This window comes from Pontibacillus halophilus JSM 076056 = DSM 19796, from assembly GCF_000425205.1.
Lineage (GTDB): Bacteria > Bacillota > Bacilli > Bacillales > BH030062 > Pontibacillus_A > Pontibacillus_A halophilus.
This window is the reverse complement of the sequence record NZ_AULI01000017.1, coordinates 1-15,945: the sequence shown is the minus strand read 5'-3', so window position 1 is coordinate 15,945 and position 15,945 is coordinate 1. Positions and strand designations below refer to the sequence as shown.

General features: G+C 43.2%; 14 protein-coding genes, 2 rRNA genes and 1 other annotated feature. All 16 genes read right to left on the bottom strand.

Annotated elements, in window-relative coordinates:
* Positions 1-3: 3 nt before the first annotated feature.
* Entirely contained in the window at positions 4-513 is a 510-nt protein-coding gene (locus tag H513_RS0114860) for an NYN domain-containing protein (RefSeq protein ID WP_026801433.1), read from the bottom strand.
* 2 nt (positions 514-515) lie between these two features.
* Positions 516-1,256 carry a 23S rRNA (guanosine(2251)-2'-O)-methyltransferase RlmB gene (gene rlmB / locus H513_RS0114855; RefSeq protein WP_026801432.1) on the bottom strand — a complete coding sequence of 247 codons (741 nt, stop codon included), beginning with the start codon at positions 1,254-1,256 and terminating at the stop codon, positions 516-518.
* On the bottom strand, positions 1,256-1,666 hold the full coding sequence (locus tag H513_RS0114850; RefSeq protein WP_026801431.1) for a Mini-ribonuclease 3: 411 nt from the start codon (positions 1,664-1,666) through the stop codon (positions 1,256-1,258). Before H513_RS0114850 ends, rlmB begins: the two co-directional genes overlap by 1 nt.
* Positions 1,666-3,069: a cysteine--tRNA ligase gene (gene cysS, locus H513_RS0114845; RefSeq protein ID WP_026801430.1), complete on the bottom strand. Its 1,404-nt coding sequence runs from the start codon at positions 3,067-3,069 to the stop codon at positions 1,666-1,668. Before cysS ends, H513_RS0114850 begins: the two co-directional genes overlap by 1 nt.
* On the bottom strand, positions 3,070-3,723 hold the full coding sequence (gene cysE, locus H513_RS0114840) for a serine O-acetyltransferase (protein ID WP_026801429.1): 654 nt from the start codon (positions 3,721-3,723) through the stop codon (positions 3,070-3,072).
* Between the two features lie 54 nt (positions 3,724-3,777).
* Positions 3,778-3,997, bottom strand: a binding site (T-box leader).
* Positions 3,998-4,038: 41 nt separating this feature from the next.
* Positions 4,039-5,508, bottom strand: coding sequence for a glutamate--tRNA ligase (gene gltX, locus H513_RS0114835; protein ID WP_026801428.1), 1,470 nt, complete (start codon positions 5,506-5,508; stop codon positions 4,039-4,041).
* An 87-nt stretch (positions 5,509-5,595) separates the two neighbouring features.
* Positions 5,596-6,774, bottom strand: a complete 1,179-nt coding sequence (locus H513_RS0114830) for a bifunctional 2-C-methyl-D-erythritol 4-phosphate cytidylyltransferase/2-C-methyl-D-erythritol 2,4-cyclodiphosphate synthase (protein WP_026801427.1) — start codon at positions 6,772-6,774, stop codon at positions 5,596-5,598.
* 94 nt (positions 6,775-6,868) lie between these two features.
* On the bottom strand, positions 6,869-7,975 hold the full coding sequence (locus H513_RS0114825) for a PIN/TRAM domain-containing protein (RefSeq protein WP_026801426.1): 1,107 nt from the start codon (positions 7,973-7,975) through the stop codon (positions 6,869-6,871).
* Between the two features lie 175 nt (positions 7,976-8,150).
* Positions 8,151-9,224 (bottom strand): DNA integrity scanning diadenylate cyclase DisA, encoded by a 1,074-nt coding sequence (gene disA / locus H513_RS0114820; protein WP_026801425.1) that lies wholly within the window; start codon positions 9,222-9,224, stop codon positions 8,151-8,153.
* 1 nt (position 9,225) lies between these two features.
* Positions 9,226-10,602 carry a DNA repair protein RadA gene (gene radA, locus H513_RS0114815; protein WP_026801424.1) on the bottom strand — a complete coding sequence of 459 codons (1,377 nt, stop codon included), beginning with the start codon at positions 10,600-10,602 and terminating at the stop codon, positions 9,226-9,228.
* A 183-nt stretch (positions 10,603-10,785) separates the two neighbouring features.
* Complete coding sequence (gene clpC, locus H513_RS0114810; RefSeq protein ID WP_026801423.1) at positions 10,786-13,221, bottom strand: ATP-dependent protease ATP-binding subunit ClpC; 2,436 nt, start codon at positions 13,219-13,221, stop codon at positions 10,786-10,788.
* Positions 13,222-13,241: 20 nt separating this feature from the next.
* Positions 13,242-14,309, bottom strand: a complete 1,068-nt coding sequence (locus H513_RS0114805) for a protein-arginine kinase McsB (protein WP_026801422.1) — start codon at positions 14,307-14,309, stop codon at positions 13,242-13,244.
* Complete coding sequence (locus H513_RS0114800) at positions 14,309-14,863, bottom strand: protein-arginine kinase activator protein McsA (protein WP_026801421.1); 555 nt, start codon at positions 14,861-14,863, stop codon at positions 14,309-14,311. The genes H513_RS0114805 and H513_RS0114800 overlap by 1 nt, the downstream gene beginning before the upstream one ends.
* 15 nt (positions 14,864-14,878) lie before the next feature.
* Entirely contained in the window at positions 14,879-15,343 is a 465-nt protein-coding gene (locus tag H513_RS0114795) for a CtsR family transcriptional regulator (RefSeq protein ID WP_026801420.1), read from the bottom strand.
* A gap of 298 nt (positions 15,344-15,641) precedes the next feature.
* Positions 15,642-15,754 (bottom strand): 5S ribosomal RNA (rrf, locus tag H513_RS0114790).
* Positions 15,755-15,818: 64 nt separating this feature from the next.
* Positions 15,819-15,945 (bottom strand): 23S ribosomal RNA (locus H513_RS0114785); the annotation flags it as partial.

The window sequence follows — 15,945 nt, the reverse complement described above, 5'->3', positions numbered from 1 at the left end:
AAATTACTTTTCTCCACGTCTCCACTTCTCAAACACGTCTAATACTTCCTTTTTTATCGGTATTTTCGGCTTGTTTTGAACCTTACTTTGTTGTTCAACATCCTCTTTGATTTGATTCTCTATATTTTTCATTTCGATATGAAGTTCCCTTGCTGACTTACGGAGTGCCCCTTGTCCGAAGATTGTTCTTTGTTCTGTATAATCAGATGTGGCTACATACACTTGTGTCCGTACGTCCTTAACTTCTTGCGTCAGCTTCTCAATCCGTTCGTCCGCAGTTTCGTTCTCCCTTGTAAACACAACGTCAATACGGTGGCTTTTCTCTTTCTTTTCAATGCCCTTAGCGTAGTGAGCATCGAACACGACGATTACGCGTGTCCCTAGATACGCTTGGTATTCCGCCATACGCTCAATCAGCATATCCCGAGCTTCTGATAACTGAGTATCCCGGAGTTTCGTTAACTCAGGCCATGCTCCGATAATGTTGTATCCGTCAACAATCAATACCTCCATCGTTACTCCCCAATAACATGACGCTTACGATGGACTTCATACATAAGCAGGCTCGCTGCCACCGACGCATTCAATGAAGTCACATGTCCAACCATTGGAAGGTTAACGGTCCAATCACACTTTTGCTTAACTAAACGACTGATGCCCTTTCCTTCACTCCCGATGACAAGAGCAATTGGCATGTCTCCTTGCAGTTGGCGGTAATCTTCGTCCCCTTTAGCGTCTGTGCCGACTACCCAGATATACTGGTCTTTAAGTTCTTCAATCGTTCTTGAAAGGTTCGTTACGCGAGCAACCGGAACGTGTTCAATTGCTCCTGTCGATGTCTTCGCAACCGTGCCAGTCAATCCAACCGCACGACGTTTTGGAATAATGACTCCATGTACCCCAGCAGCATCAGCTGTACGTAAAATCGAGCCTAAATTATGCGGATCTTCAATTTCATCAAGTATTAATAGAAAAGGATTCTCTCCTTTGTCACTCGCTTTATCCAAGATAGCTTCAACTGAGCTATACTCGTATGCCGCAACGGCAGCAATCACACCTTGGTGATTCCCATCGACCGTTTGATCTAGCTTCTTCTTCGGCACACGTTGTACTTGAATACCTTGTTGTTTAGCCAAGTCTTGCAGTTTGTTCGCCGCTTGTTGTTGAAGTTGCTCAGAAATCATTAACTTATTCATCGGACGCCCCGATTTCAAAGCTTCAATACATGCATTCTTACCGATAATCCATTCTTCCATTAGGAGAAGCTCCTTTCTTGTAAGTAATCTATTGAGGCATAAATGAGCTCTTCAAGTCGTTCTTGTTCTCCTTGAAAATATAAATAGCCAAGCACCGCTTCAAATGCTGTACTGTAGCGATACGTTTGGATATCCGTATTCTTTGGGGATGAGCCAGACTTAGCATTACGGCCCCTCTTCAATACCGCTTCCTCTGCCTCAGTCAAGAAGGCGTGATCCATCCACCAATATACGACTTGAGCTTGTGCCTTAGCAGAGACGAAGCGAACCGCAGCCTTATGAAGTTGCTGCGGTTTCACACTTCCTCCGCGAATCAAATGCTCTCTTACATACTGTTCATAAACAACGTCTCCCATGTAAGCGAGCGTGAGACTCTTCATTTGCTTTGCATCAACGGATCCCGTATTCATTATGACCCTCGCTTCCAACGCGTCCCTTGCGGTGTATCTTCAAGAACAATGTTACGCTCTTTTAAATCATCACGGATTTGGTCCGCTAGTTGGAAGTCGCGGTTCTTACGAGCATCAATACGCTGTTGAATTAACGCTTCAATTTCTTCATCTAGTAATCCGCTATCATCTTTAATATTAATGCCAAGTACGGACATAAGCTCAACGAACAACGCTTGGAACTTCTCGATAATCTCTTTAGAAGTATGAGCAGACTGTAAATAAACATTAGCTTCTTTCGTCATATCAAAGAGAACAGAAATCGCATTCGCGGTATTGAAATCGTCATCCATTTCAGAAATGAAACGCTCTTTGAATCCATCTAACTTCTCATTCCAGACATCGTTTTCTGTACTCATATCTGTGCTCGCTTCTTTACGGTGCTCAAGATTTTGATAAGCATTTTTGATGCGCTCTAAACTATTTTTCGCCCCTTCAAGCAATGGCTCACTAAAGTTGATCGGGTTACGGTAATGAACACTTAACATGAAGAAACGAACGACTTGAGGATCGTGTTGCTTCACGATGTCGTTAACAAGTACAAAGTTACCTAGTGATTTCGACATCTTCTCGTTATCAATTTTAATATACCCGTTATGCATCCAATAGTTTGCGAATGTCTTCCCATTACACGCTTCAGATTGGGCAATTTCATTCTCATGGTGAGGGAACGTTAGGTCTTGCCCACCAGCGTGAATGTCAATCGTGTCGCCAAGGTACTTCTTAGCCATAGCCGAGCACTCAATATGCCAGCCTGGTCGACCTTTCCCCCATGGGCTATCCCACGCGATTTCGCCTTCTTTCGCATCTTTCCAGAGAGTGAAATCAAGCGGGTCCTCTTTCTTATCTCCTACTTCAATACGCGCTCCAGATTGAAGTTCATTAATAGATTGATGAGAAAGCTTTCCATATGTGTCGAACGAGCGTGTTCTGAAATAGACGTCGCCCTGAGACTCATAGGCATGCCCCTTCTCAACAAGCGCATGGATAAAGGCAATGATTTCTTCCATATTTTCTGTTACCCGTGGATGGTGCACCGCTTCCTGTACACCAAGCGCACCCACATCATCTTTGTAAGCTTGAATAAAACGATCCGCTATGACAGGAACTTCTTCCCCTAGCTGGTTCGCCGCCTTAATGAGTTTATCGTCTACGTCTGTAAAGTTTAAAACATACTCTACATGATAATCTTGATACTCAAAGTAGCGACGAACGGTATCGAATACAATGGCAGGACGTGCATTCCCAATATGAATGTAGTTATAGACGGTAGGGCCACATACGTACATCTTGACCTTGCCCTCTTCTATCGGCTGAAAAGCTTCTTTCTGACGAGATACGGTATTGTATAGTTGAATCGCCATTTAACTGTCACTCCTATTCTGTAGTTCATCAAGTTCTTTACGAAGACGGACAATTTCAGAGTCCATCTCCTTCAATTTATCTGCAACAGGGTCTGGTAGTTTGTGATGGTCTAAATCCTTTCGCACTTTCTTCCCGTTACGAATGACAATTTGCCCCGGAATCCCAACGACCGTTGAATGGTCTGGAACATCCTTCAAGACAACAGAGCCTGCCCCCACTTTGGAATTTTCTCCAACGGTAATAGAGCCAAGCACCTTCGCACCGGTTGCCACAAGGGAATGGTCTTTTAAGGTAGGATGACGCTTTCCCTTCTCTTTTCCCGTTCCCCCAAGTGTTACTCCCTGGAAGATTGTAACGTTGTCCCCTATTTCGCACGTCTCTCCAATCACGACACCCATGCCATGGTCAATGAAGAAACGACGGCCAATCTGGGCACCTGGATGAATTTCAATCCCTGTGAAGAATCGACTGATTTGTGAAATTAGGCGAGCTAGGAAAAAGAACTTTCGTTTGTAACAAGCATGGGCGACTCGATGAGCCCAAATGGCGTGCAAACCAGAATACGTTAGAATCACTTCTAAACGTCCTCTCGCTGCTGGGTCCTGATCGAACACGACATCAACATCTTCTTTGAACAATTTGAGAAGATGAATCACACTCATTCCCCCTACTTATTTAGACATAAAAATAAGCGCCTCTGCCGAATAGACAGAGACGCTTATGCGCGGTTCCACTCTGTTTGAAGAGACTCGTCTGTCTCTCCCAACTTAGACCTTTGTAACGGAAGGCGACCGCCTTGGTGTACTTAAGTTCAACCAAGGACTCAGAGGTGCATTTCGAGAAGGGTGTGTAGAATCACTTTCAGCCGATGATGATTCTCTCTTTATACACAGCGCCCTCTTTACTTCTCCTCTTCAACGTTCATTTGTTATCTTTACTATATTATAGCGCTCGCCAAATGTGAACGCTTATGCCTGAATTTCATTCAAGGAGTGTTGGAGTCTAGCTTTCACAACATCTTTACCTAATAAATGAATCGCATTTGGAAGCTCAGGTCCGTGCGTCTGACCTGTTGTGGCTACACGAACTGGCATGAATAGTTTCTTGCCTTTGTGCCCTGTTTCTTTCTGAACAGCTTTAATTGCTTTTTTGATTTCCGCTGGTTCGAAATCAAATTCGTCAACTTTAGTCATTAGCGTTGAAAGAACCTCAGGTACTTGTTCTTCTTTCAACACTTCCATCGCTTCTCCATCATAATCAATGGTTTCATTAAAGAACAACTCGGTTAAGTCTACAATTTCAGCACCATAATTCAGTTGCTCTTGGTACAATGAAACGAGTTCTTTTGCCCATTGTTGTTGGTCTTCATCCATTGATTCCGGAAGACGACCAGCCTTCACTAAGTGAGGAACGGTTAAGTCGTACACACGATCAAGCTCTGCCGCTTTGATGTACTGGTTGTTAATCCATTTCAACTTAGCAGGGTCAAATACGGCCGGGGAAGAAGCTAGACGGTCAGGGTCAAACATTTCTACCAACTGCTCTTGTGTGAAGATCTCTTCTTCTCCAACCGGAGACCAACCTAGTAAAGTAATAAAGTTGAACAACGCCTCTGACATGTACCCTTGCTCTTTATATTGTCCGATAAATTGCATGATGTGCTCATCACGTTTACTTAACTTCTTACGATTTTCATTTAAGATTAACGCCATATGACCAAACTTAGGTGCTTCCCATCCAAATGCATCATAAACCATCATTTGTTTCGGTGTGTTGGAGATATGCTCTTCTCCACGAAGCACATGGGAGATCTTCATAAGATAATCATCGACTGCTACCGCGAAATTATACGTAGGCGTACCATTTTTCTTTTGGATTACCCAATCGCCGAAGTCACTAGACTGGAACGTAATCTCACCACGTACCATATCATTAAACGCGTACGTTACGTCTTTCGGTACACGAATACGGATACTTGGTTGACGACCTTCAGCCTCGAACGCGTCACGCTCTTCTTGCGTGAGCTGGCTATGCGCACCGCTATACTTTGGTACTTCTCCACGTGCACGCTGTGCTTCACGCTCCGCTTCTAATTCATCCTCCGTCACATAACACTTGTATGCGAGGTCTTTCTCTAGTAATTCATCGATATAGTTCTGGTAGATGTCTAGACGTTCCATTTGTCGATATGGGCCAAATTCGCCTGCTTCTGTCTCTACAGACTCATCCCAATCAATGCCTAGCCATTTTAAGTATTCCATCTGGCTTTGTTCGCCGCCTTCAACATTTCGCTTCGCATCTGTATCCTCAATACGAATGATGAATTTCCCGTTGTGGTGACGTGCGTATAAGTAATTAAATAGTGCTGTTCGTGCGTTCCCGATATGCAGGTGTCCCGTTGGACTTGGTGCATAACGTACGCGAACTTCGTTTGTCATAGTGAATCCCCTTCCTCTTTTTCATCCGGACATGATGATTCTGCAATTATTGTATCATTTAACAGGTTTTCGCTGAATGATTTTGTTTTATCCTCTCGTTAAGAGCACAACTGCTTGAGCTGCGATTCCCTCTTGGCGCCCTGGAAATCCTAGCTTCTCTGTCGTCGTTGCTTTAACGTTAATTTGCGATGGTTCTGTCTCTAGTATACGAGCAAGATTATTTCTCATCTCTTCTATATGAGGCCCCATCTTCGGTGCTTCTGCGATAATGGTACAGTCTAAGTTGCCAATCGCATACTTCTGCTCTTTCGCAAGGGAGTAGACATGCTTCAACAACTCTATTGAATCTGCATCTTTGTATTCTGGGTCTGTATCAGGAAAATGCTTACCGATGTCCCCTTCTCCAAGCGCACCGAGAATGGCGTCTGCAACGGTATGCAACAGAACATCTGCATCTGAATGACCTAACAACCCTTTATCATGAGGGATCTCAACTCCCCCCATAATACAAGGACGCCCTTCTACGAGCTGGTGAACATCAAATCCTTGGCCAATACGCATGTGTGAACCGTCTCCTTTCTTAACCGACCCTCGTCTCTTCTGTAGAATCGCCATTGCTTTTTCTACATCTTCTGGAGTGGTCAATTTAATGTTATCGTAACTTCCTTCTACTATCTCAACTGGCTCTCCTAACGCTTCTACTAAAGAAGCATCATCCGTACCGAGGTAATTTGTAGTACGTGCCCATTCATGAGCTCTTGAAATGACTTCATGACGAAACGCCTGTGGCGTCTGAGCCGCCCATAGCGTACTTCGGTCGAGCGTTTTGAGCGATTGACCTTGTTGCTTAATTGTATCGGTTACCTTGACTGCAAGAAGTGCAGCGCCAGATTCACTGGCACGTAGCGCTAACTCCTCTATACGATCTTCTTTGACAAATGGACGAGCGCCATCATGGATGAACACAATTGAATCATCACTACAACGCTTAAGACCCTCATACACACTGTGCTGACGCTCAGCGCCTCCATAAACAAATTGAACATGTTCCAACAGGCTATGTTCTAAGAGCATCTCTCTCATCAGATGTTCATCTGCTTCATTTATCACCACAAGAACGTTGGTACAAGCACGGTCGTTGATGAAGTTCTCCAACGTGTGAACAAGTAAAGGTTTGTTTCCCACTTGCAAGAACTGCTTGTTCTTCCCCGCTCGCATACGTTTCCCTGCCCCTGCAGCTAGTACAATAACTTGATAGGCAATCATCTATATCATCCTAGTTATGTAATCTCTTTATACAAAACAAAAGCGATAACATAAACTGTTATCACTTTTGACTCTCTCTATGGTTATACCGTTTTTATAATGCTTTTTCAAGTAGTTTCGGCTTTGCGAAAATCATTCGACCTGCCGAGGTTTGCAAGACACTTGTAACAAGCACTTCAATGTTCTGTCCAATGTAATCTTTACCTTCCTCAACAACAATCATCGTTCCATCATCGAGATAGGCAACACCTTGATTTTGCTCTTTGCCATCTTTAATGACTTGCACAGCCAATTCCTCACCTGGTAAAACAACAGGCTTCACGGCATTAGCTAGGTCGTTAATATTTAATACTTGGACATTTTGGAATTCGCATACCTTATTTAAGTTGAAATCATTCGTTACAACAATCCCATTAATGACTTTCGCAAGCTTAACAAGTTTGCTGTCCACTTCGTGAATATCTTCGAAGTCACCCTCATAAATCTCAACGTTTACAGGGAGTTCCTTCTGCATCCGGTTCAAGACATCTAACCCACGTCTTCCGCGATTCCGCTTCAATACATCCGATGAATCTGCGATGTGCTGAAGTTCTTCCAACACGAATTGAGGGATAAGAATCGTCCCTTCAAGGAAATGTGTTTGACAAATGTCTGCAATTCGACCATCAATGATCACGCTCGTATCAAGAATCTTCACCTTAGGCAAATCCCCTTGACCTTCTTCATCTTCGTCTTGGTCACTTTGCTTTTTCTTATCTTTTTCGCGTTTTGTAGCTAATGATAAAATATTGATGAATTCATCTCTCCGCTTAAATCCAACCTGGAAGCCTAAATATCCCAAAATAATCGTTAAGAAAATCGGCAACACTTGTGAAACGAGCTGAATCTCAACCTGTTGAAGCGGGTAGTTCCCTAGCAACGCAACAAGCAAGCCCAATATAAGACCTAAACTCCCGAATAGCAAATCCGCAACCGGAGCACGTACGAGGGCTTCCTCCACCCAACGTAAGAAATTGACGATATGGTCGACAACCCAAAACATAAGTAAATAAAGTAATATAGCTCCAATAAACATTCCTGTAATCTCATGGGTTATCCATGAATCTGATACGTTCAGCCATAGAAGCAGCTCTGGAACATACAGATACCCAATGGCACCACCTGCAATAATAATAAATAATTGCACGATCCTTTTCAGCACCACGGTCACCTCCTAACAGACAGTATTGCCATTTTTACCAATGTTAACCCTCTATTTTCATATCGTAAGCATTAGTAGATATGAACAAACCTATCACATTTTACATTTTTAGTCAAATAAGTTAACTGAAAATTTTAACACAAATGAAAGAGAGTGTCAATTTGGTGCAATAGCCCTAAATATGACGATCAATAAATAGTTGCTCTTGAATACGATTTAAACCTTCTTGAATCTTTGATGCGCGAATTTCACCAACACCATCTACCTGAACGAGTTCTTTCGTAGAAGCTGTAACGATTACGTTCAATGTACCAAAGCGTTTTACAATATATTCAACGATTAAAGTCGGCAGACGTGGAATCTTCTCTAAAATGCGGTACCCTCTCGGTATGACGGCCTCTTCTAGTTTAGACGATACGGAGTACCCTAATAGTTTCAAGATTTGTGCATCGTCTAGTAATTCGGCATGCGTCTCCTCTTGCAGCTTCTCTAAGAGTGCATATGGGTCGCAACCAGGATGTTTATGATAATCCTTTATTAACAGAGCCGCTTCCTCTTCAATATTCGACACAAGTTCAGTTAGTTGCAGCTGAATGAGACGCCCTTCTGTTCCTAATTCGTTAATGTAGTTCAGAATCTCTTTCTTAATTCGAACAACCATTTCAATTCGGTGCATGACTTGAACGACTTCTTGCAACGTCACCATATCCTCAAATTCTAGTGCACCTAAATTGGTTAGCCCTTGGTCTAGTACATTCTTATACTTCTCAAGGGTCTGTATCGCTTGATTGGCTTTCGTAAGGATTACACCAATTTCTTTAAGCGAATAGCGAATAGAGCCCTTATACAGCGTAATGACATTCCTACGCTGCGAAATTGCAATAACGAGATGCCCAGTTTGCTTTGCAACGCGCTCTGCTGTCCGATGACGCATCCCCGTTTCTGATGAGACGACTGTTGGGTCTGGCATGAGTTGAGCATTTGCATATAGAATCTCAGAGCCCATCTCATTCAAGATGAGTCCGCCATCCATTTTCGAAAGCTCATAAAGGTGTGCTGGAGAGAAGGGGCTTTTGATGTAAAAGCCACCGTCCACTAGCCCTTTCATTTTATCACTATACCCAATGACGATGAGTCCGCCTGTATTTGCACGGAGGACGTTATCAATCCCATCACGCATAGGCGTACCAGGAGCTACGAAGCGCAAGATTTCTCCGATGACTGATTCGTTTTGAGTATGGTCTTCCATGTTAGCTTCCTCCTAGCGTAACTTTTAACGCTTCCTGTACGGAATTGACACCAATAACCTCAATATCCCCAGGATACGTCCATCCGGTCAAGTTTTTTCTAGGTACGATAGCACGCTTGAAACCTAATTTGGCGGCTTCCTGAACGCGTTGCTCTAGGCGGGCAACCCTTCTTACTTCCCCAGTTAGTCCGACCTCTCCAATAAGCAAGTCATCTGGCTTAGGAGCCTTATCTTGAAAGCTTGAGGCAATACTAACCGCAACTGCTAGATCGATAGCCGGTTCATCAAGCTTCACACCACCAGCTACCTTCACATAGGCATCCTGGTTCTGAAGCATGAGTCCGACACGCTTCTCAAGCACGGCCATTAAAAGGGGGACTCGATTATGGTCTAGCCCGGTCGCCATCCTTCTTGGATTCCCGTAACTTGTAGGAGATATAAGGGCTTGAATTTCGACGAGCATTGGCCGGGTACCTTCCATTGTGGCCACCACTGTAGACCCCGCTGAGCCTTCAGAACGTTCTTCTAGGAAAATTTCTGACGGGTTCTCTACTTCCCTCAATCCTTCTTCTTTCATTTCGAAAATGCCCATCTCATGTGTACTCCCGAATCGGTTCTTCACACTACGCAGAATACGGAAAGAATGATGACGTTCCCCTTCGAAGTAAAGGACAGCATCGACCATATGTTCGAGTAGCCGCGGACCCGCAATCGAGCCTTCCTTTGTTACGTGACCTACAATGAAGATGGGAATCTCTTTACTCTTAGCTATACGCATAAGTTCACTTGTACATTCACGCACCTGAGAAACGCTACCAGGTGCCGATGTTACCTCTTCTTTGAATATGGTTTGTATAGAATCGACCACAACAAAAGATGGATTAATCTGTTCAATATTATTCGATACATCTAACATGTTGGTCTCTGCCAGTACATAAAGCTGGTCTGACGTAACGCCAAGACGGTCCGATCGAAGCTTTGTCTGACGGATTGATTCCTCACCTGAAACGTATAACACTTTGTGATTAGAGTTGGCCAACTGCGATGAAACTTGTAGCAGGAGCGTAGATTTCCCGATTCCTGGGTCTCCCCCAATCAGCACAAGGGACCCTGGTACAATTCCGCCCCCAAGCACCCGGTTGACTTCTTCCATGTCCGTTTCAATTCTTGCTTCTTCTTTTGTTTCTATTGCCGTAATCCGCTCTGGCTTAGAGCGTCCACTTGCTTCCCCTGTTACAAATGTATGCTTACTAGAACCTTTAGATGCTACTAGCTCTTCAAAGGTATTCCATTGATTACAATTTGGGCATTTCCCCATCCACTTCGGGGTTTCATACCCACATTCCTTACAGACAAATTTCACTTTCGCTTTTGCCACTATATCTCTCCTTCATGCAAGAGAGTTGTACTCTCTTATTATCTCATACGAACGAACATTTATAGAGTTACAATGAATTTACATTATCATTACGTTTTTACATATAGGTCATATACCGATATTACCGAAAACATAAAAAAATCGGAAGGGTAAACCCTCCCGATTCTTTCTTCCAATCGGCTTTTATTGATTAGCCGTAACGGTGAATTCGCCATTTTCATTTAGTCCAATGGTTACTTTCTCACCTTTCTTGATGGTCTCTTTCAGCAATTCTTCAGAAAGTAAATCTTCTACGTTCTTCTGAATAGAGCGACGTAGTGGACGAGCTCCATATTCAGGGTCGAATCCTTCATCCGCAATCTTATCAAGAGCGGCATCTGTAATAGAGAAGTCGACTTCTTGTTCAGAAAGACGTTTTCTTAGTTGCTCAGACATGAGTGTCACAATCTCTTTCATGTGTTTCTTCTCTAGTGAATGGAAGACAATGATTTCATCGATACGGTTTAGGAATTCTGGGCGGAATGCACGCTTCATCTCTTCCATTACCTTCGATTTCATATCTTTATAATCTTGATCTCCATCACCAAGTGTGAATCCTGCATATTTGTTTGTCTTAAGCTCTTGAGCCCCTACGTTCGATGTCATGATAATAACCGTATTACGGAAATCAACTGTACGACCTTTAGAGTCGGTTAGTCGACCATCTTCAAGAACTTGTAATAGGGTATTAAAGACATCTGGGTGAGCTTTCTCAATTTCGTCTAGTAGGACGACAGAATATGGCTTTTGACGTACTTTCTCTGTCAACTGTCCGCCTTCTTCATAGCCTACATAACCTGGAGGTGAACCGACTAGACGGGAAGTCGAATGTTTCTCCATGTACTCAGACATATCGATGCGGATCATTGCGTCTTCTTCACCGAACATTGTCTCCGCTAGCGCACGGGCTAATTCCGTTTTACCTACACCTGTTGGCCCTAAGAAGATGAAGGAACCAATTGGACGCTTCGGATCTTTAAGCCCTGAACGAGCACGGCGAATCGCTTTAGAAATAGACTTAACGGCTTCGTCCTGACCAATCACTCGGTTATGAAGGACATCTTCCATACCAAGAAGACGCTCACTCTCATCCTTAGCAAGCTTAGATACGGGAACTCCAGTCCATGTGGACACAACGGATGCAATGTCCTCCATCGTTACTTCAGAATTCTCTTGTCCTTGTTGTTGTTTCCATTCGGACTTCGTCTTCTCAAGCTCTTCACGAAGTTTTTGTTCATTGTCACGAAGAGAAGCAGCTTTCTCGAACTCTTGACTTTGCACCGCAGCGTCTTTTTCTTTACGCACTTCCTCAAGCTTCTGCTCTAAGTCTTTCAAATTCGGTGGAGCAGTATAGGAACGTAGACGTACAGCAGAGGCTGCTTCATCAATTAAATCAATTGCTTTATCCGGTAGGAAGCGGTCTGAAATATAACGGTCAGATAGCTTCACGGCTGCTTCAATTGCTTCATCCGTAATCGTTACACGGTGGTGCGCTTCATAACGGTCACGAAGGCCTTGAAGAATTTGTACGGATTCATCATTTGTAGGCTCATCTACAGTAATTGGTTGGAATCGACGTTCCAGCGCAGCATCTTTTTCGATGTATTTGCGGTATTCATCAAGTGTCGTCGCACCGATACACTGTAGATCTCCGCGTGCTAGTGAAGGTTTTAGGATGTTTGAAGCGTCAATCGCGCCTTCTGCTCCCCCTGCACCAATAAGTGTGTGTAATTCGTCAATAAATAGAATGATGTTCCCAGCCTGACGAATCTCTTCCATCACCTTTTTGAGACGGTCCTCAAATTCACCACGGTATTTCGTACCCGCTACAACGGTTCCCATGTCTAGTGTCATCACTCGCTTATCGCGAAGAATTTCAGGTACTTCGTTGTTAATAATTTGTTGCGCAAGTCCTTCTGCAATCGCTGTTTTACCTACACCAGGTTCTCCGACAAGAACTGGGTTGTTCTTTGTACGACGGCTTAGGACTTGAATGACACGTTCAATTTCTTTACTACGACCAATTACCGGGTCAATATTTCCTTCTTTAGCCACAACGGTCAGGTCACGAGCAAGTGAATCAAGTGTTGGGGTATTTGCATTCGTTGCTTGACGGTTGCTTCCACCGTTATTTGAAGTGGATTCATTGCTTCCCAGTAATTGAAGAACTTGTTGACGTGCCTTATTAAGGCTTACGCCTAAGTTGTTAAGAACTCGTGCGGCTACACCTTCTCCTTCACGAATTAAACCAAGTAAGATGTGCTCTGTACCAACATAGGAATGACCTAGTTTACGAGCTTCATCCATGGAAAGTTCAATGACCTTTTTCGCTCGAGGAGTATAGTGAATTGTTTGAGAAACCTTTTCACCTGTTCCGATTAGCTGTTCGACTTCTTCTTGAATTTGGTCAGCTGCAAGTCCGAGAGCAGATAAAGCCTTGGCGGCGATTCCTTCTCCTTCACGAACAAGTCCTAGCAAGACATGCTCTGTACCAATATTATTGTGTCCTAGGCGGACCGCTTCTTCTTGTGCTAAGGCTAATACCTTTTGAGCTCGTTCTGTAAATCGTCCAAACATCATGGGACTTTCCCTCCTTACAATTACTCATCTTCTAGATTTAATCGCTCACGAATGAGTGAGGCGCGACGAACATCTCGTTCGTCAGGTGAGAGGCTTTGCTTTGCATAGTGCTGCAGGAATCCAGGTTGGGTCATAATCATCAATTCATTTAGAATCGACTTAGACACGTTTGTAATATACCCTAAGTCAATTCCCAACCTTAGGTCAGATAAACAATTTGCTGATTCCTTAGATTCGATAATTCGACTATTGGCTAAGACTCCATAAGAACGAAATATTCGGTCTTCTAATTTCATGCCAATCTGCGTCATTAAACGATTTCTTGCGTGCCGTTCTTGTTCAATTAATTGATAAACGACACTCTTTAAATCCTCAATAATATCTTTCTCGGATTTGCCAAGCGTAATTTGATTGGAAATTTGAAAGATGTTACCTACAGCTTCGCTACCTTCGCCGTAAATTCCTCTTACTACAAGTCCCAATTGGTTAATCGCAGGAACAATCCGATTCATCTGTTGGGTCATAACAAGTGCGGGGAGATGCATCATGACTGAAGCCCGCATACCCGTTCCTACGTTTGTAGGACAACTAGTTAAATACCCTCGTGTTTCATCAAATGCAAAATCTAATTTATCTTCCAACCAATCATCAATTATGAAAGCCTCTTGGAGTGCCTTCTCCAGTTGAAAACCCGGGAAGTATAATTGCATGCGTATATGGTCTTCTTCATTAATCATGATACTAACTTGTTCATTTTGAGAAATGAGTGCTGCCGAATGCTGACCACGCTCAGTTAAGTGGGGACTAATTAAATGTTTCTCAACAAGCACTCGCTTTTCTACTGGGTCTAACACACCCATACGGACGAGTTCTAAGTTCTCGTAATCATTCAAGCTTTCACTTTCATATTCCTCTTTAAAGAATTCGAGCACTTTCTCCAAATCTTCCTCCTCTGAAACAATTGGAAAAGGGACCTGGTCTAAGTTCCGCGCTAACCGAATCCGTGTGCTTAGGACGATATCATTATCTGGACCCTCTTGTTTTAACCAAGGGCTGATCGCTTCATTCATAAATTGTTGGAGAGACATTAGGAGTCGCCTCCCTTACGATGGTCGCTCAACTGTTGTTCAAGGTCGCGTATGGAGTCTCTCATAGTGGCTGCTTGCTCAAATTCCTGATCTTCAATCAGTTGGTTAAGCTCCCGTTTTTGATCAGCTATTTGCTTCTTCAATTGTAAGCTACCGCCCTTTCGGGACGGAATCTTCCCATCATGTGAAGTGTTCCCGCTGTGTACCCTTCGAAAAATGGGATTCAAATGTTCACTAAACGTTTCATAGCATTGTGAACAGCCAAATTTCCCAATTCGTTTAAACTCTGGGTATGTTAACCCACAATTCGGACACTGCAATACACGCTGTTGAGATGGGTTAGACGGATAGTGATCTTGCCCATTTATACTGTACGTATCAAAATTAAATAACCCTGATAGTAAGTGATGCAATGAAAATTCATCATCATCGTTTGACATATACCCTTTTTCCTTTGCACATACCTCACAGACATGGATTTCTTTCTTATTCCCATTGATCACCTGGGTGAAATGCAAAGTCGCTGGACGCTCATGACATTCCTGACATTCCATGTATAAGGCTCCCTTCTACTCCCTGTACTTAAGGGTTTGTAGCATTGCAGAGAGGATACGAGTTCTAAGCTCATCTCGCAACGGAAGCTGTACGGCTAAGACATCCCTAGTTAGGGCACTTAGCATAAGTTTTGCTTCTTTCGTGGAGATTAATTGTTCCTCAATTAATCGCTCGATAATATCTATGGCACCTTGCTGTGAAACTTTTGGTTGTATGAGTAGGAGAAGGTCATCGAGCAATTTAGCTTGATCTAAGTGCTTAACCTGAATGATACGGATGTATCCACCACCACCTCGTTTACTTTCTACAATAAAACCCTTTTCTATGGTAAAACGAGTGTTAATGACATAGTTGATTTGTGATGGCACACATTGAAATTGTTCAGCTAATTCACTTCGCTTAATCTCAACAGCATTCTCGTTACTCGACTGAATAACCTTCTTTAAATGCGCTTCGATCACATCTGAGATGTTCCGCATCTTCCCTCCTCCTTCAATTTGACTTTGACTATCTTTGACTATACTTACATTATACTCAGAATTAAAGAAGATGCAACTCATTTGATTACTACTAGTATGACCGGTTCTAGAAGGTTGCAGACTTACGAATCAAAGGATTCCGTAAAATAATATGACTTCATTTAGCGCCGCTTTTACGCTTCCCTGTGTGAATCGATTTAAAACATAACGCCTTTTATAATCTATAAGAATGAACTTAAAAAGCTGTAGATATACAAAAAAACACCCTCTAGGGAGAACCTAGAAGGTGTTTTCAATTGCTGAGCGGCGTCCTACTCTTGCGGGGCGAACCCGACTACCATCGGCGCTGAAGAGCTTAACTGCTGTGTTCGGCATGGGAACAGGTGTGACCTCTTCGCTATCGCCACTCAACTTATATAGAAGGATGTACCTTCAAAACTAGATAAAATCATAATAGATATGAAACGCAAACTTTTAAGTTAAGTCCTCGATCGATTAGTATTCGTCAGCTGCACGTGTCGCCACGCTTCCACCTCGAACCTATCAACCTTGTCATCTACAAGGGATCTTACTCACTTAAAGTGATGGGAAATCTCATCTCG